Genomic DNA, 22,750 nt, shown 5'->3' with positions numbered 1-22,750 from the left:
TGGCTTAACCGTTTTATTGAATTGGCCAATCAGTACCATTGTAGAAGCTAAAACAGGAGTTGCGAACTTAGCTATTTTACCATGGCAAGGCGGATTAATTTTAGTTGTGATTTCCGTTATCTTGTCATTGATTGCAGGTCTAATTCCATCGAAAATCGCATCTAAAAAAGATCCAGTTGAATCATTACGATCAGAATAGAGCTTGTCTCTATTCTTTTTTTATCGAAAAAGTAAAATGTAAACGCATTCATATTTACGTAAAAATAATACAAATTTACTATAAAAGTGATATACTTGTATTAGGTAACAAGTATAGGAGGATGACTATGGAACAAAATAATATGGTCGCCATGATTTTAGCCGGTGGCCGTGGTACGCGTTTATATGATTTAACTAAGAAAAACGCTAAGCCAGCTGTTTACTTTGGTGGAAAATATCGTATCATCGATTTCCCATTAAGTAACTGTGCCAACTCAGATATCAATGTTGTTGGAGTTCTAACACAATATGAGCCAGTAACATTGAATGCATATGTTGGACAAGGACAAAGATGGGGACTTGATACAACAGGAAGTGGAGTTTATGTACTACCACCAAGTGAAAAAGATGGAACGAAATTTGGAGTTTACAAAGGAACAGCTGATGCCATCACTCAAAACATCGATTTTCTAGATAACGTGGATCCAGAATATGTACTTATCTTATCTGGAGACCATATCTACAAAATGGATTATGCAGATATGTTAGCAACGCATAAAGCTAATAATGCTGATTTAACCATTGCAGTAATGCCAGTACCATGGGAAGAAGCAAGCCGTTTTGGAATCATGAATTGCGACGAAGACGGACGAATTATTGAATTCGAAGAAAAACCAGCTCAACCAAAGAGCAATTTAGCTAGTATGGGAATTTATATTTTCAACTGGAAACAATTACGTAAAGCCTTAGTTGCGGATATGAACCGTGAAGGAAGTAACCATGACTTTGGTAAAGACATCATTCCTGATTTCTTAAATGCTAATAAGAGATTATATTCTTATCGCTTTGAAGGATATTGGAAAGATGTTGGTACAATTGATTCATTGTGGGAAGCCAACATGGACTTATTAAACAAAAATAATGAATTAGACTTAGACGATCCAAACTGGAAAATCTATACAGAAGATATTCCTGCTCTACCACATTATATTTCTGAAACAGGTAGTGTAAAAAAATGTTACATTAACCAAGGAGCTATTATCAATGGAGACGTTAAAGAATGCGTTATTTCCAATGGAGTCGTTGTTGGTGAAGGAGCCGATGTACAAAAATCAGTATTAATGCCAGGTGTTAAAATTGGTGCCGGCGCTAAAGTATATCGTGCTATTTTAGCAGAAGGCGTTAAAGTAGAAGAGGGAGCCACTGTTGGTTCAATCAATAGTAAAGAAATCACGTTAGTTGCGAAAAACGTGAAGAAAGGAGAATAGAACATATGGCTAGTGCTTTAGGAATTATTTCATATAACGATTCAACCGTATATGTACAAGGATTACAACAACACCGTCCCATTGCTTCTTTCTCATTTTTAGGACGTTATCGTTTAGTTGATATCCCTATTTCAAATATGACAAACTCTGGAATGGATGATATTGAAGTTTATTTAAATGGAAATCCTCGTTCTTTATTTGATCACATGGGAGATGGACGACAATATAATATTAACTCTAAACATGGAAGCTTAAGTTTGATTCCTTTATATAAAGAAACAGGGTTAGGAACTTCTATTTATGCATCTGATGTAGAAAGTTATTATGACAATATTAATAATATTAGAGAATCAAAACATGATTATGTCATTATTGCTCCTGTAAACTATATTTATGTAACAAATTATGCGGAATTATTACAACAACACATTGAAAGTGGTGCGGATATTTCCATTCTTTATAAAACAACAGTTGTCGCAAATGAAAAATATATCAACTGTGATACATTAAATTTAAACAAACAAAAAGGTGTAGAAAGCATTGAATTAAATGTTGGACGTTATAAAAAACGTGATATGTCTTTATTAACTTATATTATGAAAAAAGATATCTTTATTTCATTAATTGAAGAAGCACGTAAAGTATCAAGAATGTATTGGTTAAAAGATATCATTAATGATAAATGCTCTGAATTGGACGTTCGTGGTATTCCTTATCGTGGAAAAGTATATTGCATTAATGATTTAAAAACTTACTTTGATGCCAACTTAGATGTATTATCATTAGAAAACATGAAAATGTTCTCTGATCCAAATTGGCCAATTTACACAAATACATCGGATACCGCTCCTGTTGTATACATTGGAGAAGGAACTGCAAAACAATCTTTAATCTCTAATGGATCACAAATTGCTGGTACTGTAGAACACTCAATTATTGGTCGTAGCTGTAAAATTGGTAAAGGTGCTAAAGTTGTAAATTGTGTAATTACAGAAGACGTTGAAATTGCACCAAATGCGATTTTACAAAACGTAATCATTGATAAACATAGTAAAATTCTTCATAAAAAAGAATTAGTTGGACAAGATTATGAACCTTTATACATTGGTAGAAGGGAGAAAATTTAATGGCAACAATTTTAATGGTCGCTTCAGAAGGACTTCCTTTTGTGAAGACCGGAGGATTGGCGGATGTTATTGGTTCCGTACCTGCCGCTTTAACAGAGCAAGGACATGAAGTATCTGTTATTATGCCATTTTATAAAAAAATAAAAGATAAATACGCGGATCGTTTTAACGAAGTATTTACTTTTGAATCAGAGTACACTGTATCAATTTATTATCGTGAAATTCCTGTTCGTATTTATTCTTCAATGGTTGAAGACGTTAAATACTATTTTGTTGAACATGCAGGATATTTTGAACGAGATGGATTATATGGATACGGTGATGATGGAGAACGATTTGGATATTTCCAAAAAGCGGTTTTGGAAATGCTTCATCAATTGAATTATTGGCCACAAATTATGCATTGCCACGATTGGCAAAGTGGTATGATTCCTTGTATGTTGAAAGAATGCCATCGTGATGATTATCGTTATTCACAAATTAAAACGGTATTCACCATCCATAACATTTCTTTCCAAGGAAATTTTGATGCCAGTATTTTAACTCCTTGTCTAGGTGTTCCATATTATTTATATGAAAACGGTGCGGTACGATTTGATACAGGTATTTCTTTTATGAAATCGGCATTTGTATATGCAGATAAAATCACAACTGTATCACCTACATATTCACAAGAAATTTTGACTCCTCAATATGGTGAACATATGGAAGGTATCTTAAATATGCGTCGCTATGATTTATGGGGAATCACAAATGGAATCGACATTAAATTCTGGAATCCTAAAACAGATCCAGATATTTATGAAAATTATGATTTAATTAATGTTAAAGAAGGAAAGAAAGCTAATAAAGTTGCCCTTCAAAAAGAATATGGATTAAAAGTAAATCCAGATGTTTTATTGGTGGGTGTTGTTTCTAGATTAACATGGCAAAAAGGTTTCTATTTAATGATGGAACAATTAAGCGCTATTTGTGCTAGTCCTATTCAAGTCTTTATTTTAGGTTCTGGAGAAGGACAAATTGAACACACGTTTAGAAATCTAGAAGAAGGAAACAAAGGTAAGATTGTTTTCTATCAAGGATATAATGAAGCTTTGGCACATAAAGTATATGCCGCAAGTGATTTATTCTTGATGCCTAGTTTATTTGAACCATGTGGTATTTCACAATTATGTGCGATGCGATATGGAGCACTTCCTTTAGTTCGTGAAACAGGTGGATTAAAGGATACGGTTGAGCCATATAATCAATATGACAAGACTGGAACAGGATTTAGTTTTGAAAAATATGATTCAGTGGATATGATGAATAAATTAAATGATGCCATTGATTTATATTATAACAATCCAGAAGACTGGGACATGCTCATGCAGAATGCTATCACAAAAGATGTTTCATGGCATAAGAGCGCTTCCATTTATACGACATTGTATAAAGAATTACTTGATTAAAAGTGCTAAAAAGAATAAAATATTATTAAGCTTATTAGGAGGAATATATAATGAAACAAATCACTGTAACTGTAATCGATCCAGTTGGACTTCATGCTCGTCCAGCAACTGTTGCTGTAAACCAAGCTAGCAAGTTCCCTAAATGTGATATCAATGTTGCATTCAAAGGTCGTGAAGTAAACATGAAATCAATCATGGGAGTTATGTCTTTAGGAATCCCTACACAATCTGAAATCACTATCAGTTGTTCAGGAGAAGATGAAGACGACGCTATCGCTAAGATTGAAGCTACATTACGTGAACAAAAAATCATCGCTTAATTAGATGAGATAGATGGAGGATAATAAATCCTCCTTTTTTTGTCGTTTTTTTAGAAAATTGAAAACGATTTCTTTTTTATATAAACAATAAAGTGATATAATGAATATATATTTAGGAGGATATTAAAATGTCTTTAGTTGATGAAAGATATGAAAAATGGGTAAGTCATCCTAATTTGGATCCACGCTACAAAGATGACTTAGCTAACATGAACGCAGAAGAAAAAAATGATGCGTTCTACACATTAATTGAGTTTGGTACAGCTGGAATGAGAGGAATTTTAGGACCTGGTACAAATCGTATTAATATTCATACTATTCGTAAAGCAACACAAGGATATGCAAACTACATTGTATCTAATGGAGAACAAGCATGCCAAAAAGGAATTGCGATTGGATACGATAACCGTCACATGTCACAAGAATTAGCTTTTGATTGTGCCAATCTATTAGCCAAAAATAATATTAAATCCTATGTTTTCGAATCATTACGACCAACTCCAGAACTAAGTTTTGCGGTTCGTCATTTAGGATGCTTTGGAGGAATTATGATTACAGCTAGTCATAACCCTAAAGAATATAACGGATATAAATTATATGATGACAAAGGATGTCAATTAATTCCTTGTTTAGCACAACAAGTCATTGACCGCGTAAATGCGATTGAAGATGAATTAGCAATTGATGCGAATTGTTCTGAAGAACAAAAATCATTGATCACTGTTATTGGAAAAGAAGTCGATGAAGAATACTATAAAAATGTATTAAGTATTCAATTAAATCCGGATGTGAAAAAAGACATCAAAATTGTCTTCTCACCAGAACACGGAACAGCTAATATTCCTGTTCAAGAAGTTTATAAACGAGCTGGTTATACTTGTATTCCAGTTGTTGAACAATGTAGCCCAGATCCTGATTTTTCTCATACACCTACACCAAATCCAGAACAAGCTGGAGCTTATGAATTAGCCCTTAAATACGCTAAAGAAAACGATGCAGATGTTATTTTGGTATGTGACCCAGACGCTGACCGTATGGGAGTCGGTGTAAAACATAATGGTGAATACGTTGTAATGACTGGAAACCAATCCGGTGCTGTTTTAATTGAATATATTTTATCGCAATTGCAAGCACAAGGAAAAATGCCAGAAAATCCAGTTATGTTCAATACCGTAGTTACAAGTGACTTAGGTGAAAAAACAGCTGCCAATTATGGAGTTGAAACAGAAAAAACTTTAACAGGATTTAAGTTTATTGGTGAAAAAGTTGCGAAATATGAAGTGACACATGAAAAGAATTATGTGTTTGGATATGAAGAATCTTATGGTTCTTTAATTAGTCCATTTGTTCGTGATAAAGATGCGCCACAAGCTTGTTTAATGCTTGCTGAAGCGGCTGCATACTATAAAGCACAAGGAAAAGATTTATGCGATGTTCTTGATGGATTATATGAAAGAAACGGTACATACGAAGAAAGTCAAGTTGCGATTTCACTTAGTGGAGAAGCAGGTGCTAAGCGTATTAAACAAATCTTACAAGATTTAAGAAACGATGCACCTAAAGAAATTGGTGGAACACCTGTTGTTAAGTCAGAAGACTACAAAGAATGTGTTATTAAAGAAGGAGATACAGTTCGTGAATTAACTGGATTTACTAAATCCGATGTATTGAAATACTATTTATCAGATGGAAGCTGGATTGCTGCTCGTCCATCTGGAACAGAACCAAAAATTAAATTCTACTATTGCATTAAAGGCGATTCAAAAGAACAAGCTCATGAAAAAACTTTGAATTACCAAAAAGCAATTGCTCAATTAACAGGAACAGATAAATAAAAAAATGAGGAACCATCAAATGATGGTTCCTATTGTTTTATGTGATTTTGTAAGAAATGTTCTATACGATCACAAGCCTTTTTGATATGATCCATGGAATACGCATAAGAAATACGTATAAAACCTTCACCACTTTGTCCAAAAGCATTTCCAGGAACACAAGCTACTTTTTCTTCTTCAAGAAGCTTGGCACAGAATTCTTCACTAGTCATCCCTGTTTGTTTAATAGAAGGGAAAACATAGAAAGTACCATGAGGCATATTTGTTTTTAATCCCATGCGATTTAAGCGTGAAACAAGTAAATTACGACGATCCAAATAATCATTTCGCATCTTAACAACATCATCCATACCATGTGCTAAAGCCTCGATGGCAGCGTATTGAGCGTTAACAGGAGCACACATAATGACATATTGATGAATTTTATTCATTGCTGATGAGACTTCTTTACTCGATAATAAATAGCCTAAACGCCAACCTGTCATCGCAAAAGCTTTTGAAAATCCATTAATAACAATAATCTGATCTTTAACTTCTTCAAATTGAGCTAGGGAAGCAAATGGTTGATCATAACTTAATTCCGCATAAATTTCATCGGATACAACATAGATACCTGATTCTTTAATAATAGGAACTAATTTTTCATAGTCTTCATATGTCATAACTCCACCAGTTGGATTACTAGGAAAGTTAATGATAATCGCTTTTGTTTTAGGCGTAATTGCTTGTTTTAAATCATCAGGTAATAATTTAAAATCATTTTCTTCTTTTAATTGAATCGAAACAACTTTACCACCCGCTAATTCAACCGCAGGGGCATAGGCAACGTAGTTAGGGTCCATACAAATAACTTCATCACCTGGATCCAATAAAGTACGCATCGCAAGGTCAATTCCTTCCGATCCTCCTACCGTAACAATAATCTCATCTTCGGGATTATAATGTTGATCATAGCGAAGAGCATGAAATTCACTGATAGCCTTACGTAATTCTAATAAACCACGATTGGCTGTATAGTGAGTTTTTCCATGAGAGATAGCGTGTATTGCGTTTTCGCATATATGCCAAGGTGTATCGAAATCAGGTTCACCAACACCTAAAGAAATAACGCCTTCAATTTCGTTGGCTAAATCAAAAAATTTTCGGATTCCACTTGGCTTTAATTCTTGTACGGTTTTTGATATTTGTTTCATTATGGAGTAACAACTAAACGATCTGTAGAATTATCATCCACGCTATCAATCATGACAATTCCACTTTTTTTGTATTCTTTTAATACAAACAATGTTTTTGTTGAAATAACATTTTCAACACATGCGATTTTATCGGAAACAAAGCGAGCTACTTCAAACATTGTTTTTCCTTCTACTAAACATAGAAAATCACAATCTCCACTTAATAAGTACATATTGGAAACTTCAGGGTATTTGGCAATCATTGTTGCGGTTTGATCGTATCCTTTATTACGTTGAGGCGTACAACTAACTTCAATGAAAGCTAAGATTACTTGGTTTTTTAAAGCTCTATTATAATTAATTACAGTATGATATCCACAAATGATTTTGTTGTCTTCCATTTCTTTGATGGATTTTTGAATATCGTCTTTATCTTCATTAAGAATATCTGCTAAATCTTGAACACTTAAGCGAGCATCACTTTCTAATAGTTCAAGGATTTTATTATGATTCATGTAAAAATCCTCCTTGCTTTTTATTCTATCACAAAGTATGTAATCTTAAAAACTAATCCGTTTGCGAATTTATTGACAAAGTAGTCTAAGGATTTTATAATTAAGTAGAATTTTAAAGGAGGATTTACTGAAATGACAGTAAAAGTTGCAATTAATGGTTTTGGACGTATCGGACGTTTAGCATTCCGTCAAATGTTCGACGCAGAAGGGTATGAAGTTGTAGCAATCAATGACTTAACTAGCCCTAAAATGTTAGCTCACTTATTAAAATACGATTCAAGTCAAGGAACTTACAAATTAGCTGATAAAGTTCAAGCTGGTGAAGGATCTATCATCGTTGATGGTAAAGAAATCACTATCTATGCTGAAGCTGATGCATCTAAATTACCTTGGGGTGAATTAGGAGTAGATGTAGTATTAGAATGTACAGGATTCTATACTTCAAAAGCTAAAGCTCAAGCTCATATCGATGCAGGAGCTCGTAAAGTTGTTATCTCTGCACCAGCAGGAAATGACTTACCAACAATCGTTTACAATGTAAACCACGATACATTAACTGCTGAAGATACTATTATCTCTGCTGCTTCATGTACAACAAACTGTTTAGCACCAATGGCTGATGCTTTAAACAAATTAGCTCCAATTCAATCAGGAATCATGACTACAGTTCATGCTTACACTGGAGACCAAATGACATTAGACGGACCACAACGTAAAGGTGACTTACGTCGTTCACGTGCTGCTGCCGTAAATATCGTACCTAACTCAACAGGTGCTGCAAAAGCTATCGGATTAGTTATCCCTGAATTAAACGGAAAATTAATCGGATCTGCTCAACGTGTTCCAACTCCTACAGGATCTACAACTATCTTAGTTGCAGTTGTTAAAGGAAAAGTTACAGTTGATGAAATCAATGCTGCTATGAAAGCTGCTTCAACTGAATCATTCGGATACACTGAAGAACAATTAGTTTCTAGCGACATCATCGGTATGCGTTATGGATCATTATTCGATGCTACTCAAACAATGGCACACGAAATGGAAGATGGAAACACTCATGTGCAAGTTGTTTCTTGGTATGACAACGAAAACTCATACACTAGCCAAATGGTTCGTACAATCAAATACTTTGCTGAATTAGGATAAGAACTAGTTATGAAAAGACATCATTCGTGATGTCTTTTTTTTTGAATTCTTGAAATTGAACTACATTTACGGTATTCTATTTATACGATTGGAAGGATTAATATATGGCAATTCGAACACAATTATCAAAAAAAGATCGTGACGAACTAACAAAGGACGTCGATGATTTAGATAAAGTTTATTTAGAACAAATGAAAGAACAAGGAATTGATGAAGATTTATTAGAACAATTCCGTGATCTGACATTACAATTAAATGAAGAAGAGTAGGAAGAGGCAGTTATGAAGTTATATAATAGTTATTCTCAAAAAATAGAAGAATTAAAACCAATTAAAGAAAATCACATTTCAATGTATGTTTGTGGACCAACTGTCTACAATTACCCACACATCGGGAATGCCCGGCCAATAGTTGTTTTTGATACATTGAAAAAAGCACTTGAAGTGCAAGGATATGATGTTACATTTGTTAGTAACTATACCGATGTAGATGACAAAATTATTAACACAGCAATTGAAAATAATGTAAGCGAAAAAGAAATTACAGACAAATACATTAAAGCATACAATGAAGTACGATTAGGATTACATGCAGATTTACCTGATGTAAGTCCTAGAGTTACCGAAACAATGGATAAAATTATTGATTTTATTGCTAAATTAATTGAAAAAGGAGCTGCTTATCAAGTAGACGGAGACGTTTATTTTAGAATTGAGAGTGATCCGACATATGGTGAATTATCTCATCAAAATATGGAAGACTTAGTTGTTGGAGCACGTATTGATGAAAACTCTAAAAAAGAAAATCCATTAGATTTTACTTTATGGAAAGCTACGGATAAAGGAATTCAATGGGATTCACCATGGTCTAAAGGAAGACCAGGATGGCATACAGAATGTGTTGTAATGATTCAAGACGTCTTCAAAACAGATTTAATTGATATCCATGGAGGAGGATTAGATTTAAAATTCCCACACCATGAAAACGAAATGGCACAATGCCAGGCATGCAACCATACAAAACTTGCCAATACATGGGTTCACAATGGAATGATTAATATTGATGGAACAAAAATGTCTAAATCACTAGGAAACGTTCGCTGGGCAAAAGATTTAATTGCACAATTTGGTGGAAACGTTGTTCGTTGGGTTATGATTTCTGTTCAATATCGTGCCTTAATGAATTTAAGTGATGAAGTATTTGATGCAGCTATCAAAGAATTAAATAAAATTCAAAATGCGTATAAACAAGCATGTTTACAATTAGAATTAGAAAATGTTACACAAAACGATGAATTAGAACCAGGTCTATGGAATACATTTATTGATGCTTTAAATGATGATTTAAATACACCGAATGCGATTACAACTATTTTAGATACAGTTAAACAAATCAATCAAAATGTTCGTAAACGTCCTTTAGATACACAACTTCTTATGAAACTTGTGAATACATTAGAAAAAGAATTATATGTATTAGGAATCGAATTTGATCGTTTAAAAATGACTCAAGAAGATAAAGACATGTATATGAACTGGCGTAAAGCAGTTAAAGAAAAAAATTACGAAGTAGCGGATCAATATCGTACTACTTTACAAGAAAAAGGAATTATCTAATGGAAATCGTCAAAGAAAATGCGACAAGCTTAGCGTGGATTGGCGATGCCATTATGAGCTTACGTGTTCGTGAACATTTATTGGCAAAAGGATATCAAAAACCTAATATTCTTCAAAAGAAGAGCAGCCGAATCTGCTCTGCAAAAGGACAAGCCTCTATTTTAGAAACCATGATGGATGAAAATTTCTTTAATGAAGATGAAAATGTGATTTTAAATCGAGGAAGAAATGCGACTATTCATTCAAAAGCTAAAAATGCTGACGGGTCTACGTACTTGAAAGCAACCGCTTTAGAAGCTTTATTAGGGTATTTATATTTATACAAACACGAACAACGCTTAGAAATGTGCCTTGATAGAATTATTGAATTAGGAGATAGTTTATGATTGTTTATGGAAAAAATGTGTATTCACAATTAAAAAATGATCCAGCTGCGATTGAAAAAATATATATTTTAAAAGGACTAACAGATCAAAGAATATGGAAATCAGTTAAGGAATTAAATGTTCCATATGAAGTTTGTTCTAAACAAACACTCGATAAATTATCAAAAAATGAAACACATCAAGGCATTGTATGTAAAGTAAAAGAAATCCCAACTTATTCAGTTGAAACACTTGTTGCGAAAGCTAAAAAACCAGGATTATTGGTTGCCTTAGATGGAATACAAGACCCACACAATGTAGGCGCTATTTTGCGTACTTGTGATTGCGCAGGTGTGGATGGTGTGATTTTATGTAAACATAACAGCGCTGGATTGACTCCGGCTGCTATTAAGGCAAGTACAGGAGCTGTCTATACGGTTCCAGTATCTATAGTCACAAATATGAATCAAACGGTAAAGTCTTTAAAAGAACAAGGCTATTGGATCGTTGGTACAGATATGGTAAACGCTAGAGACTACCGTGAAGGAATGTATGATGTACCTACTGTTTTAGTTATTGGAAACGAAGGAAAAGGAATTAGTCCAATTGTAAAGAAACAATGTGACTATATGGTTACTCTTCCAATGGCAGGCCAAATTCAATCATTGAATGCATCGGTGGCATGCGGTATTTTATTGTATGAAATTTTTAGTCAAAGAAATCCTCTGTAATTTTTTGCTTTAGGGAGCAAAAATGATTAATTTAAATGAATGGATATATTATTATTTTATAAAAGATGAAGAAGCCTTACCGGTTATCATTGAATTCTTTCGACCGGTTGTAAAGTCAGTAATTCAAAACAAATTTTCATCGCAATTTGCGTTATATTGCACACAAGAAGATTACTTTCAAATGTTTGATCAATTACTTGTGCAAAGCCTAGAAAGCTATCGATTAGATTCTAAAATGGGCTTTTGTAATTATTATTGCTCAGTTGTTCGTAATCGATGTGTTGATATTATACGAATGATATCGCGAACATCATCATATAACCTAGCTTATACGGTAAGTCTAGATATGGCTATTAATGAAACTCACCACACAACTTATGGTGAAATTATTTCGGGTAGTGATGATTGTTCATTACATGATTATGTCGTAGGTTCGATTACATGTGAACAAATTTTTGAAAGAGCACAAAACGAATTAAAACCATTGGATTACGAAATACTAAAGGCAAAATGGCAAGGAGATAATTGCCAAGAAATTGCGAAGCAAGTGCATTTGAGTCGACAGGGAGTGCAATATCGAATCAAAAAAATTAGAAAATGGTTATTAAAGATTGACAAAGTTTGAACTTTAGTGCTAAATTAATCTAGTTATAGGAGATTATTATGGCAGATAAAGTTATTTTAACGTGTACAGAATGTTTGTCACGAAATTATACAACACCAAAAAATAAAAAAACGCATATAGAGCGTTTAGAAATCAAAAAATATTGTCCAAAGTGTGGTAAACATACTTTGCATAAAGAAACGAAATGAGGTTATACAATGTCAAAGACAAAAAAAGATCGTGTATATTCTCCAAAAGGAGTTATGAAAGAATTAAAAGCCGTTGAATGGCCAGGATTCAAAACATTATGTAAGACAAGCGGAATTGTTGTTGTCTTTACTTTATTATTTGGAGCCTATTTCTTTATTTGTGAAGTAGCAGCTTCTGGTTTATTAAATTTAATTATCAAAGCGTAGGAGGAAATATGTCTGAATTAAAAAAAGAATGGTATGTTGTTAACACATACGCTGGACAAGAAAATAATGTAAAAAACAATTTGGAACGTCGTGTTAAGACAATGGGGTTAGAAGATTCTTTATTCCAAGTTGTTGTTGCTGAAGAAAAAGAAATCGAATACAAAAACGGTAAACCAGTTGAAAAAGTACATAACTTATTCTCAGGATACTTATTAGTACAAATGATCATGACAGATGAAGCATGGTATGTTGTACGTAATACACCAGGAGTAACAGGATTCATTGGTTCAAGTGGTAAAGGTGCTAAACCATTCCCAGTTGCACAAGAAGAAGTGGATGCTGTTTTACGTCGTTTAGGTCGTCAAGACTTAAATGTTCAAGTTGATTTTGAAATCGGTGATACAGTTCAAATTTTAAATGGTGCTTTTGAAGGATCAGAAGGAACTGTTGAAGCTATGGATGATGAAAAGAAAGAAGCAACTGTATTGTTGATTTTATTTGGTCGTGAAACACCAACAGAAATTCCATACATCGATTTAAAGAAAATCGAAGAATAAGTTAAGGGTGATATACTTTCACTCTTTTTTTGAAATGATTTAAAAATAGTGTATACTTAATGTGTCTTTGAATTTAACAAAAGATGTGTTATACTCAAAAAATAGGAAGTGTGATTTTTATGAAAGATATTTTAAATATAGTTTTGATGGTCTTATCAGGAATTATTATTATTTTGACTTTGCTTCAAAGTGGTAAATCAGATGGTTTATCAGCTGCTTTCACAGGTAGTGGAGATTTGAATTTATTTGCGGTTCAAAAAGAAAGAGGTCCAGAAAAAGTAATTAGTCGTATGACTTTATTTTGTGGAATCTTATTTTTCGTTATCGTTATCGCATTACAAGTCATTTAAAGAAGACCATATGGTCTTTTTTTTTAGGAAAGGAAGTGAAAACATGAGAGAATCATTATTACAATTATTTCATCGAAGAAAAAAATGGAAATTAGAAGAGTTAAGAGAAAATCTACATGTCACAAGTGCAAATGATTTAACACAATTAATTAAAACCTTAAATGAATTAGAAGAAGAAAGAATTATTATCAACAACCATTCTTTTTATTCATATATTAGTTCAAGCGATGTCGTTGGAAAAGTAAAAGACGTCTCTAAAGATGAATTCATGGTTTCCAATGAAGATACAAGAATTTATGTGGAAAAGAAATATGCCAAAAATGTATTTGAACAAGATGAAGTATTAGCACAAAGAGAAAATGGTGTATGGAAAATCAAAAAAATATTTACCAGAGGAATCTATAAGATTACTGGTGAATTTATCAAATCCAAAAAAGGCTATCGCTTCTTAAGTGATATTGACTATCATCGTTCGTTTGTTATTAAGAATATCGATGATTTTAATATTCACAATCACGATAAAGCAGTTGTGAAAATAGTAAAATACGATAATCCTATGATGGTTGAAATAGAACAAATTATCGGAAATATTAAAGATAAAGGTGTTGATATTACATCCATATTATTGGAAAACAACGTTCGTATGGATTTTAATCGTAGCATTGATAAAGAATTAACACAAATACCAGATAAAGTAGGAAAAAAAGATCGTCTAAATCGTACTGATTTAACCGATTTGATTACTTTTACTATTGATGGGGATGATGCGAAAGACTTTGATGATGCCATTAGTATTGTTAAGAAAAAATACGGATATAGTTTATATGTCCATATAGCGGATGTATCCCATTATGTAAAAGAAGGAAGTGCGATTGATCAAGAAGCTTATGCTCGTTGTACAAGCATTTATGTATGTGATCGAGTTGTACCCATGCTTCCTTTTAAATTAAGCAATGGTATTTGTTCATTAAACCCAGATGTTGATCGATGCACAATCACATGCCAAATGGAAATAGACGAACATGGAAACTGTACAAGTTATAAAGTATATCCAAGCTTAATTCATTCTAATATGCGTTGTACATATACATGTGTAAATCAACTGTTAGAAGGCAATCTACAAGCTATTCGTCAATATGAACCTATATATCAAGATCTTATTAATTTAGCGCAATGTGCGTCTTTATTAAATCAGAGAAGCTATGATCGAGGATGCATTGACTTTAATACCAAAGAACCTGTGATCCAATTAAATAAAAAAGGAAAACCAGTGTCTATTAAAGTAAAACCAAGAGGTTTCTCAGAACAAATTATTGAAGAATGTATGATTTTGGCTAATGTATGCGTTGCGAATTACTTACATAAACAAGAATTACCATGTATGTATCGTGTCCATGAAAAACCAACCGAAAAGAAAATAGAACCATTGATCCAATTAACACAAAACTTACATCTACTATTTGATTATGAAGACATTTCATCAAAATCGATTCAAACTTTATTAGAATCGGTTGAAGATGAAAATGATTTTGAAGTTGTCTCTAGAATGGCACTTCGTTCTATGCAAAAAGCGTGTTATTCCCATGAATGTACAGGACACTTTGGATTGGCTGAAGAAGAATATTGTCACTTTACTTCACCTATTCGAAGATATTCGGATTTAGTCGTTCATCGAATGCTTCGTAAATATTGTTTTGAAAAAACAGAGGGTAACATTAATAAAGACAACAAAAAAATTGAAAAACAAAGTATGCAGATGTCCCAAAAAGAAAGAGACGCTATTTTTGTGGAACGAAAAGTCAATGATTATAAAATGGCTGAATATATGGAATCACATCAATTTGAAACATTTGAAGGGACTATTGTATCGGTATTAGAATTTGGCTTCTTTGTTGAATTGGATAATTGTATTGAAGGATTGGTTCCTGTTCGTTCTTTATATGATTTCTTTGAATACGATGCTTTAACAATGACTTTAAAAGGAGAACACACAAGTTATAGTATGGGACAAAGAGTAAAAGTAATTGTGAGTGAAGTAAATCGTCAAAAAGGACAAATTACTTTTGGTATTGCATAATTGTATGTTTACATATGTTCGAAAATGTTCTAATATTTTCGTAGAGGTGATAAACATGAAAAAACCAAATAAAAAAGCTTCTGAAATGACTTTAGAAGAATTAGCTTCTTACATTGATTATTCAGTATTAAAACCGGAATTCACAGAAGATGAAATCATTGCACTAACAAAAGATGGTGTAAATTTAGGATGCGCAACAATCTGTATTAACCCAGGATATATGGAATTATGTAAACCATATGTTGTAGGAACTAAAACAAAATTATGTCCTGTATGTGATTTCCCATTTGGAACAAGTTCAACAGAATCAAAAGTAGCCCAAGCTAAAATCCTAGTAGACAACTATGCCGATGTCATTGGTGAGTTGGATATCGTTGCTAACTTTGGATTAATTCGTTCAGGAAAATATGACGAAGTCACAAAAGATATTAAAGCAGTTGTAGATGCATGTCATGAAAAAAATGTACCAGTTAAAGTAATTTTTGAAACGGATGCCTTAACAGTAGAACAAGTTAAAAAAGCATGCCATTGTGCAATGGATGCCAATGCGGATTTCGTTAAAACATCAACTGGATTCTTAACAGGACATGAAGCACATGGTGCAACTCCAGAAATTATTCAAGTTATGATGGATGAGGTGCAAGGACAATGCCAAATTAAAGGAAGTGGATGCATTCGAACACGTGAACATTTCTTACAATTAATTGATATGGGAATTGATCGTATGGGTGTTGGATACAAATCAGTTCCAGTTGTATTGAATTTGAATAAGTAGAGTTGTACTCTACTTATTTTTTTAGGAGCAGGGTTATGAATCAAGAAAGAATAGATAGACTTCGAAAAAAAATGGAGAAAAGGGAAGCTAGTATATGTTCCCAACGTGCTTTACTTTATACTCAATCTTTTAAAAATAATGAACAAGATTCTTACATTCTCAAAAAAGCGAAGGCTTTTGCACATACTTTAAATCATATGGACATCTATGTGGAACAAGATTCATTGATTTTTGGAAACCAGGCAAGTCACAACTTTGCAGCACCTATTTTTCCAGAATACTCTATTCAATGGGTGATTGATGAACTCGATGAATTTGAAAAAAGAAAAGGTGATGTCTTTAAAATTGATGAACAAACCAAACAAGATTTACGTTCCATTTATCCTTATTGGAAAGGAAATACTCACGAAGATGAAGTAAATCGAAATATTACTGAAGACATTTTATTGGCTCAAAAACAAGGTATTATTCATCGTGGTGGAATCAGTATGAGTGGGGATGGCCATATTGTTTGTGATTATGAAATGATCCTGAATACAGGATTTCGTAAACTAATTGATATAGCGAAAAGTCATTTAGACAACGATTCGAATGATTATTATCAATCTGTCATTATTAGTTTAGAAGGGGCATTATCGTTTTGTAAACGTTTTGGAACATTGCTCGAACAACTTGCTGATAAAGAACAAGATATCACAAGAAAAAAAGAACTGAAGAAAATGAGTGAAATCGCTTGTACAATGTTGGAACAACCTTGTCAAAGTTTTTATGAAGCCGTAGAAATTGTATATATGATTCATGTTCTTTTAATGATTGAAAGTAATGGTCACTCATTTTGTTTCGGTCGCTTTGATCAATATCTTCTTCCTTTTTATCAACACGACATTGAAACGAACATAATCACAAAAGACGATGCTCTTGAAATTATTACCCATATGTTTATAATGTTGTCTTCACAAAATAAAGTACGTCCTTATGAACATACTAAATTTTCACAAGGATATCCATTGTATTCAAATCTAGTCGTAGGAGGACTTAAACCAGATGGAAGTGAAGGCGTTAATGAATTGAGTTACTTATGCATTGAAGCTATGCATAATTGTTCTTTAGCTGAACCTAATTTTTCAGCCCGATATCATCAAAACAGTCCAAGAAAATTTATTGAAGCTTGTGCGAAACTAATTGCCACAGGATGTGGAATGCCAAGTATGTTTAATGATGAAGTCGCAATCAAAGGTTTATTGGATTTAGGTATTCCGAAAATCGATGCGTATGATTATTGTCCTATTGGTTGTGTCGAAACAGGCGTGCCAGGAAAATATGGACACCGTGCTACGGGAATGACCTATGTAAACTGGGGAAAAGTATTAGAAATCATGTTGTATGGTGGCATTGATTTAAATACTGGTATTTGTATGAAACAAACTAAACAAGCTTCTAACTATGATGAATTGTGGAAAAAATGGCAAGATTACCTAAAGTTTTATACAGATATTGCTGTAGAATGCGATAAAATTTGCGATAAAAGCTTAGAAAAATACGATGCCGATCCCTTTGCGTCTTGCTTAGTATGCGATAGTTTGAAATTAGGAAAAACACTAAAACAAGGTGGTTGTCGTTATGATGTTGTATCTCAATCTAATATTGGACCTAGTGTAGTAGGCAATAGTTTGTATACTATCAAGAAATTAGTCTTTGAACATAAAGAATTCACAATGGATGAATTACTTGAAGCGATGAAGAACAATTGGCAAAGTGAATCAGGAAAAAGAATTCATAAAAAGATTATGAAACTTGATAAATTTGGTAATGATGTAGATGAAGTGGATTATATTGTGAAAGATGTATTTGATTCTTATTTAGAATTATTGCCTAATTATCAAACGATTCGAAAAGACAAAGGACCAATGATTTCATGTTACACAATGTCAACAAGCAACATTACAAGCTATGTACCTAATGGTTTTGTGGTAGGAGCAACACCTGATGGAAGAATGGCTGGTTCTCCTTTAAATGAAGGTTGTTCACCAACGCAAGGAACTGACATTAAGGGACCTACAGCACTTATTAATTCTGTAAGTAAACTTCCTAATGAAAAAGTGGCAGCAGGACAATTATTAAATATGCGATTTATGTCACAGTCTTTAATCGATCATTTTGACTTATTTGTAGACTTTTTAATTGTGAGTGCTCAAAAAGGAATTTATCACAATCAATTTAATGTGATTGATTCCAATGTACTTCGACAAGCCCAAATTCATCCAGAACAATATACAGATTTAATTGTTCGTGTGGCAGGATATTGTGCTCAATTTGTTTCTTTGATGCCACAAACACAAGATGCGATTATCGCTAGAACCGAAAATTCCTTTTAAATGGCATAATTGGCTTCAAAAATGGCTTGTTTGGCATTCTGTTTGTATCTCATTTTGTTTTTGTTAGAATGAAATCAGAAACGAAGGGAGTGGTACTCATGAATAAAACTGTTACTATTGAAAATAATAAAATTGAGTCAATCTCCTTTTTAATGATATAACTGGGATATTATGAGAATATTCCAGTTTTTCTGTATTTGATTCAAAAAGGAGGACGAACAAAATGGATCAGAATTTCAATAAAGTATTTTGGGATGCTTGTGCGAACGGTGAATTTTCTATGGCAGCTGCTCAAATTAAAGGTGGAGCCGATGTTAATTATCAAAACGGCGATGGAAGAACGGCTTTAATGAGAGCTGCAAAAAGAGATCGTAAAGACATTGTGCAATTGTTAATTGACAATGGTGCTGATGTGAATTTAACAGATAAAAATGGAAAAACAGCTTTAATGGGAGCTGCTAAAAAAGGAAATAAGACAATTTGTAAAGCTTTGATTGATGCAGGAGCGGATGTAAATGCCAAAGACGATAATGGAAGAACCGCTTTAATGAGAGCATGTTTATTAGGACAAGATCGTTGTGTTGCTTTATTATTAGATGCTGGTGCAGATATCAATGCCCAAGATGAAGTAGGTCGTTCTGCTTTAATGGAAGCATGTATTGCCTTTAAACGCGATACAATTGCTTTATTACTTGAAAGAAATGCTGATGTGAATTTGTTTGATAATAATGGATGTACAAGCTTAATGAGAGCTGCCTTTGGTGGATATGCTTCACTAGTAGAAAAATTAATTGCTTATGGAGCCGATGTTGATATGGTCGATAAACAAGGTAATCGTGCCTTAGATTATGTACGTGAACATTGTCGTGCTCAATTAGAGCCAATTCTAAAATAGGGAGGATTCATTATGCGTGATTATTTAAGTTCTGAAGTAAGAAATGTTAGTGTTGTTGGACACAGCGGGGTAGGTAAGACTTCTGTATTGGAAGCCATGTTATATTACACGAAAGCAACGGATCGTTTTGGTAAAACAAGCGATGGATCTTCAATGATTGACTTTGATGCAGAAGAAATTGCTCGTGGATTATCAGTTTATACTTCTATTATTCCAATTGAATGGGAAGATTGTAAAATTAACTTTATTGATACACCAGGTTACTTAGATTTCGTTGGTGAAAAAGAAAGTGGATTTGCGGTTGGTGATAGTACTTTAATTGTATGTTCTGCTAAAGATCCTCTTCAATCAGGAACTAAATTAGCTTATAAACAAGCTATCGAATCTAAAAAACCAACTATTTTCTTTATCAATCGCTTGGATGAAGAAGACACAAGTTTTGCGGATGCATATAGTGCTTTACATGAAGAATTTGGAAAGAGTATTATTCCATTTGAAGTTCCAATTATTGAAAATGGAAGCATCGTTGGTTCAGTAAATATCATCAAAAATAAAGCTTGGTATTATAAAGGACCAAAAGCAGAAGGCGATAAACCACAACCAGTTCCAGAAGACATGGTTGAAGAAGTTGCTTTATATAAAGATCAAATTGCGGAAGCCGTTGCTATGGGTGATGATGAATTAATGGAAAAATTCTTCTCTGGTGAAGAATTCTCGGATGCCGAATTAACTCGTGGTGTTCGTATTGGAATTCGTAATGGTGAAATTATTCCGGTATATTCAGGATCTGCAACAGAGTCAATTGGGATTCAACGTTTAATGGATTTGATTGTTACTTATTTCCCAACATATTCAGAAAAAGGTATGTATACAGCCGTTACACCAAATGGTGTTAGTGTTGATCTATTAACAACTGAACAAGAAGTTTTAACAGCTCAAGTATTTAAAACAATTGCCGATCCATTTGTTGGACGTATTAGCTATGTAAAAGTATTATCTGGTGTATTATCATCTGATTCTACTTTGGTTAATGGAAATAATGGAAAACCTGAAAAAGTAGGTACTATTTTCGTAATTAAAGGAAAACACCAAACAGCAGCTGGTAAATTATTTACAGGTGATATTGGAGCAATCAATAAACTTCAAAATACAAAGACAAATGATACTTTATGTGAAAAAGGTAAATTATTAATGGCTCCTCCAATTGTCTTTACACAACCAATGTATGGACAAGCTATTTCACCAGCAACGAAAAACGATGAAGATAAATTATCAAATGGTTTAGCACGTATTGCTGAAGAAGATCCTACTTTCAAAGTAACTACGAATCCAGAAACAAAAGAAACAGTGATTTATGGTATTGGAGATCAACATTTAAGTGTTGTATTAAATAAATTGAAAAATAAATACAAAGCACAAGTTAAGATTTCAGATCCAAAAATTATGTATCGTGAAACAATCACAAAAGCTGCAACAGGAGAGGGTCGTCATAAAAAACAATCGGGTGGACATGGTCAATTTGGACATGTATTCGTTGATTTTGAACCAAATCGTGGAACAGAAGAAATGGTATTCGAAGAAAAAGTATTTGGTGGTGCCGTTCCAAAACAATACTTCCCAGCAATTGAAACAGGATTAAGAGAATGTTGTGAAAAAGGTCCTCTTGCAGGTTATAAAGTTGTGAACATGAAAGCAACGCTAAAAGATGGTAAATACCATGATGTTGATTCAAGTGAAATGGCATTTAAATTAGCAGCTCATTTATCTTTCAAAGATGCAATGACTAAGTGTCATCCAATTTTATTAGAACCAATTATGAATATTTCTATTCGCGTACCAGATGAATATACTGGAGCGGTAATTGGTGATTTAAATAAACGTCGTGGAGCTATTATGGGTATGACACCAGAAGATGGTGATCAATTAATCGAAGCACAAGTGCCAATGGCTGAAATCCCTAAATACTCTATTGAATTACGTGCTATGACACAAGGATTAGGTACATATTCAATTGAAATGGATCGTTATGACCCAGTACCTGAACCTATCGCAAAACGCATTATTGAAGCAAATAAACAATAAAGTGAAAAAGAGGTAGTCTTACGATTGCCTCTTTTCTTATGCGATATTACATTCCTTCATCCAAATAGGAAGTTCTTTTTGCCACGATTGTTCACAATGTGCATCGTTTTTAAAGACATGAGGAATGACATCTACTCCTGTTTTTTTCAATAAAGCTCGAATAATCTGTAAATTTTGATCCGTTACGGTTGCGAATAATTGATGTGTAGGATATTCATTTCCACCCCAGGAAATATAAATCTGCGTATTTGGTTCAATATGACAATCAAATTCTTCTCTGAATTTTTTATACATCGGATAAATGTGAGGAGATACGCAAATTGCTTTAGAGAAAGTTTTAGAATTATGCATAGCCATATACAAACTCATGGTTCCGCCCATACTTGAACCACCAATATAAGTGTAATCTCGTTCTGGTTTAGTAGGATATTGAGAATCAATAAATGGTTTTAATTCATTAACCATCCAATCAATTAAGATTTGTCCTCTTTGTTCAATATAACCCCATTCTTCTTCATAAAAATCATATGGAGTAAACTCATTTAATCTTTCATTACCATTATGATTACACTCCAAACCAACAACGATAACACGACCATTATTGTTGTCTAGGTATTCTTTTATACCCCAGCTTTTACCATAAGTTGCGACATTATCATAAAATAAATTATGTCCATCAAACATATATAAAACAGGAAAACGTTCATTTTCTTGAATGTTCTCGGGCATATAAATATGTAGTTTACGATTTAATTGAAAAGGCGTAATCCATATATCACGAGTAAATACCATAAATTCCTGCTACTCAAAATGTGTCCAAATATACTCAAACACATCGAGAAATTGAAGTCCTCACGGATACTTCTTACTGT

Annotated in this window: 24 protein-coding genes; 21 read left to right on the top strand and 3 right to left on the bottom strand. The window is 33.2% G+C overall.

What is annotated here, in order from left to right:
• The 6 genes from ACI313_RS09190 to ACI313_RS09165 form a co-directional block, all read left to right on the top strand.
• Positions 1-199, top strand: a 199-nt coding sequence (locus tag ACI313_RS09190; RefSeq protein WP_439755844.1) for a hypothetical protein, incomplete at its 5' end; no start/stop codon positions are given.
• A gap of 127 nt (positions 200-326) precedes the next feature.
• A complete protein-coding gene (locus ACI313_RS09185; RefSeq protein WP_439755843.1) occupies positions 327-1,466 on the top strand; it encodes a glucose-1-phosphate adenylyltransferase in 1,140 nt (379 codons plus the stop codon).
• 5 nt (positions 1,467-1,471) lie between these two features.
• Positions 1,472-2,593 carry a glucose-1-phosphate adenylyltransferase subunit GlgD gene (glgD, locus tag ACI313_RS09180; protein WP_320607864.1) on the top strand — a complete coding sequence of 374 codons (1,122 nt, stop codon included), beginning with the start codon at positions 1,472-1,474 and terminating at the stop codon, positions 2,591-2,593.
• Complete coding sequence (locus tag ACI313_RS09175; RefSeq protein WP_320607863.1) at positions 2,593-4,044, top strand: glycogen synthase; 1,452 nt, start codon at positions 2,593-2,595, stop codon at positions 4,042-4,044. The genes glgD and ACI313_RS09175 overlap by 1 nt, the downstream gene beginning before the upstream one ends.
• Positions 4,045-4,094: 50 nt before the next feature.
• Positions 4,095-4,364, top strand: coding sequence for an HPr family phosphocarrier protein (locus ACI313_RS09170; RefSeq protein WP_154459032.1), 270 nt, complete (start codon positions 4,095-4,097; stop codon positions 4,362-4,364).
• A gap of 128 nt (positions 4,365-4,492) precedes the next feature.
• Positions 4,493-6,199 (top strand): phospho-sugar mutase, encoded by a 1,707-nt coding sequence (locus tag ACI313_RS09165; RefSeq protein WP_439755842.1) that lies wholly within the window; start codon positions 4,493-4,495, stop codon positions 6,197-6,199.
• A gap of 29 nt (positions 6,200-6,228) precedes the next feature.
• On the opposite strand, the gene ACI313_RS09160 is transcribed toward ACI313_RS09165, so the two are convergent.
• Together ACI313_RS09160 and ACI313_RS09155 are read right to left on the bottom strand one after the other, a co-directional pair.
• Complete coding sequence (locus ACI313_RS09160) at positions 6,229-7,392, bottom strand: pyridoxal phosphate-dependent aminotransferase (RefSeq protein ID WP_439755841.1); 1,164 nt, start codon at positions 7,390-7,392, stop codon at positions 6,229-6,231.
• A complete protein-coding gene (locus tag ACI313_RS09155; RefSeq protein ID WP_320607594.1) occupies positions 7,392-7,889 on the bottom strand; it encodes an Lrp/AsnC family transcriptional regulator in 498 nt (165 codons plus the stop codon). The genes ACI313_RS09160 and ACI313_RS09155 overlap by 1 nt, the downstream gene beginning before the upstream one ends.
• 132 nt (positions 7,890-8,021) lie before the next feature.
• Here ACI313_RS09155 and gap point away from each other — a divergent pair, with 132 nt between their 5' ends.
• The 15 genes from gap to fusA all read left to right on the top strand — a co-directional run bounded on the left by gap (position 8,022) and on the right by fusA (position 21,878).
• Positions 8,022-9,035 carry a type I glyceraldehyde-3-phosphate dehydrogenase gene (gene gap, locus ACI313_RS09150; protein WP_320607593.1) on the top strand — a complete coding sequence of 338 codons (1,014 nt, stop codon included), beginning with the start codon at positions 8,022-8,024 and terminating at the stop codon, positions 9,033-9,035.
• A 104-nt stretch (positions 9,036-9,139) separates the two neighbouring features.
• Positions 9,140-9,304: a hypothetical protein gene (locus ACI313_RS09145; RefSeq protein ID WP_320607592.1), complete on the top strand. Its 165-nt coding sequence runs from the start codon at positions 9,140-9,142 to the stop codon at positions 9,302-9,304.
• 12 nt (positions 9,305-9,316) lie between these two features.
• The gene (cysS, locus tag ACI313_RS09140; protein WP_439755840.1) at positions 9,317-10,651 is read left to right on the top strand and encodes a cysteine--tRNA ligase; all 1,335 of its coding nucleotides are present in this window, start codon (positions 9,317-9,319) and stop codon (positions 10,649-10,651) included.
• Positions 10,651-11,037 carry a Mini-ribonuclease 3 gene (locus ACI313_RS09135; protein WP_320607590.1) on the top strand — a complete coding sequence of 129 codons (387 nt, stop codon included), beginning with the start codon at positions 10,651-10,653 and terminating at the stop codon, positions 11,035-11,037. Before cysS ends, ACI313_RS09135 begins: the two co-directional genes overlap by 1 nt.
• On the top strand, positions 11,034-11,747 hold the full coding sequence (gene rlmB / locus ACI313_RS09130; protein WP_439755839.1) for a 23S rRNA (guanosine(2251)-2'-O)-methyltransferase RlmB: 714 nt from the start codon (positions 11,034-11,036) through the stop codon (positions 11,745-11,747). The genes ACI313_RS09135 and rlmB overlap by 4 nt, the downstream gene beginning before the upstream one ends.
• 22 nt (positions 11,748-11,769) lie before the next feature.
• Positions 11,770-12,372 (top strand): HTH domain-containing protein, encoded by a 603-nt coding sequence (locus ACI313_RS09125; RefSeq protein WP_320607588.1) that lies wholly within the window; start codon positions 11,770-11,772, stop codon positions 12,370-12,372.
• Between the two features lie 38 nt (positions 12,373-12,410).
• Positions 12,411-12,560, top strand: coding sequence for a 50S ribosomal protein L33 (rpmG, locus tag ACI313_RS09120; RefSeq protein WP_439755838.1), 150 nt, complete (start codon positions 12,411-12,413; stop codon positions 12,558-12,560).
• A 9-nt stretch (positions 12,561-12,569) separates the two neighbouring features.
• The gene (gene secE / locus ACI313_RS09115; protein WP_320607586.1) at positions 12,570-12,767 is read left to right on the top strand and encodes a preprotein translocase subunit SecE; all 198 of its coding nucleotides are present in this window, start codon (positions 12,570-12,572) and stop codon (positions 12,765-12,767) included.
• An 8-nt stretch (positions 12,768-12,775) separates the two neighbouring features.
• Complete coding sequence (gene nusG / locus ACI313_RS09110) at positions 12,776-13,324, top strand: transcription termination/antitermination protein NusG (protein ID WP_320607585.1); 549 nt, start codon at positions 12,776-12,778, stop codon at positions 13,322-13,324.
• A gap of 119 nt (positions 13,325-13,443) precedes the next feature.
• Positions 13,444-13,674 carry a preprotein translocase subunit SecG gene (gene secG / locus ACI313_RS09105; RefSeq protein WP_320607584.1) on the top strand — a complete coding sequence of 77 codons (231 nt, stop codon included), beginning with the start codon at positions 13,444-13,446 and terminating at the stop codon, positions 13,672-13,674.
• A 43-nt stretch (positions 13,675-13,717) separates the two neighbouring features.
• On the top strand, positions 13,718-15,751 hold the full coding sequence (gene rnr, locus ACI313_RS09100; RefSeq protein WP_439755837.1) for a ribonuclease R: 2,034 nt from the start codon (positions 13,718-13,720) through the stop codon (positions 15,749-15,751).
• Between the two features lie 55 nt (positions 15,752-15,806).
• Entirely contained in the window at positions 15,807-16,526 is a 720-nt protein-coding gene (gene deoC, locus ACI313_RS09095; protein ID WP_320607582.1) for a deoxyribose-phosphate aldolase, read from the top strand.
• A gap of 35 nt (positions 16,527-16,561) precedes the next feature.
• Entirely contained in the window at positions 16,562-18,901 is a 2,340-nt protein-coding gene (locus ACI313_RS09090) for a glycyl radical protein (RefSeq protein ID WP_439755836.1), read from the top strand.
• Positions 18,902-19,124: 223 nt separating this feature from the next.
• Positions 19,125-19,796, top strand: a complete 672-nt coding sequence (locus ACI313_RS09085; protein WP_320607580.1) for an ankyrin repeat domain-containing protein — start codon at positions 19,125-19,127, stop codon at positions 19,794-19,796.
• Positions 19,797-19,808: 12 nt separating this feature from the next.
• Positions 19,809-21,878 (top strand): elongation factor G, encoded by a 2,070-nt coding sequence (fusA, locus tag ACI313_RS09080; RefSeq protein ID WP_320607579.1) that lies wholly within the window; start codon positions 19,809-19,811, stop codon positions 21,876-21,878.
• Positions 21,879-21,914: 36 nt separating this feature from the next.
• Here the strand turns inward: fusA and ACI313_RS09075 are convergent, their stop codons facing one another.
• A complete protein-coding gene (locus ACI313_RS09075) occupies positions 21,915-22,670 on the bottom strand; it encodes an alpha/beta hydrolase (protein WP_320607578.1) in 756 nt (251 codons plus the stop codon).
• Positions 22,671-22,750: the final 80 nt, after the last annotated feature.

Source organism: Floccifex sp. (assembly GCF_051873495.1).
Taxonomy (GTDB): Bacteria; Bacillota_I; Bacilli_A; order Erysipelotrichales; family Erysipelotrichaceae; genus Floccifex.
The sequence above is the reverse complement of the archived record's forward strand: the minus strand, read 5'-3'. Positions and strand labels throughout refer to the sequence as shown.